This is a genomic window from Empedobacter sp. GD03865 (assembly GCF_029840775.1).
GTDB classification, from domain to species: domain Bacteria; phylum Bacteroidota; class Bacteroidia; order Flavobacteriales; family Weeksellaceae; genus Empedobacter; species Empedobacter falsenii_B.
Genome location: NZ_JAOCDF010000075.1, coordinates 1 through 1,072 on the forward strand (window position 1 = coordinate 1; position 1,072 = coordinate 1,072).

2 protein-coding genes are annotated in these 1,072 nt (G+C 38.2%); both read right to left on the reverse strand.

All coding sequences use genetic code 11. From position 1 onward, the window contains the following. Positions 1 to 727: IS3 family transposase (locus N5D46_RS14675; protein ID WP_280050443.1), on the reverse strand; the 727-nt coding region annotated here is incomplete at its 3' end. Positions 728 to 747: 20 nt separating this feature from the next. Then, positions 748 to 1,014, reverse strand: a complete 267-nt coding sequence (locus N5D46_RS14680; RefSeq protein ID WP_280050442.1) for a transposase — start codon at positions 1,012 to 1,014, stop codon at positions 748 to 750. Positions 1,015 to 1,072: the final 58 nt, after the last annotated feature.

Genomic DNA, 1,072 nt, shown 5'->3' on the forward strand with positions numbered 1-1,072 from the left:
ACATCCACATCCAGATTTCCGAATAGTTTCTCATTTGCTTGATGTTCTCAAAAAGATAAACGTCTAAAAATTCTGTCCGAAAAGTTCGGTTGAATCTCTCCACCAGAGAGTTTTGCGTTGGTTTTCCGGGCTGAATATAATGAAGGACAATTTCATTCTTGCCGCACCAATCTTTTAATTTTTCTGCAATGAACTCCGGACCGTTATCCACTCTTATTTTTTCAGGTTTTCCACGCCAGTCGATCAGTTGTTCCAGTTGCGAAACTACTTTTGCTGATGGTAAACTGGTATCAATGGTAATATTTAAAATTTCTCTGTTAAAATCATCAATGATATTAAGGCTTCTCACGCTTTTACCGCATTCCAAAGTGTCGTGCATAAAATCCATACTCCAAGTAATATTAGGATAAATCGGGCGAAGTAAGGGCTCTTTAATCCTTGCTGGAAGGCGTTTTTTCCTTTTGCTTCTCAAATTTAGCTTCATCGATTTGTAAATCCTGTAAACCCGTTTGTGATTCCACCCAAAACCCAAGTTTCTCAAACGGTGATGCATCGTCCAAAATCCCCAGGTCTGGTGCTGGTTTGCAAGCGAAACCAGTTCCTCCCGAATCTTGTCGTCTTCATTGTTCGTCTTCTTTTTGTAGTAAAACACAGAACTGCATATGATAAAAAGTTTACACGCATTCCGAGTGCTTATTCCGTGTTCTGATTTGGAATAAACAACCAGTTCCCGCTTCTCAGAAGGTGTTAAAACTTTTTTGAAATCACATCTTTCATGACCACATTTTCCAGGGTAAGTTCCGCTACAATTTTTTTATACTGCGAAAGCTCCTTTTCCAGTTCCTTCATTTTCGAGAGTTGCTGCACATCCAATCCTCCGTATTTACTTTTCCACTTGTAAAATGTCGGCTGGCTGATGCCGTGTTCGCGGCAAATCTCATTTACTGCTTTTCCTTGATTTTGTTCAGATAAAATCTTGATGATCTGAACTTCTGAAAATTTACTGTTTTTCATAGTCTTCCAAATTTAAAAACTATATTTTTAAATGTTCTTGTTTTTGGGGAAGCTTACA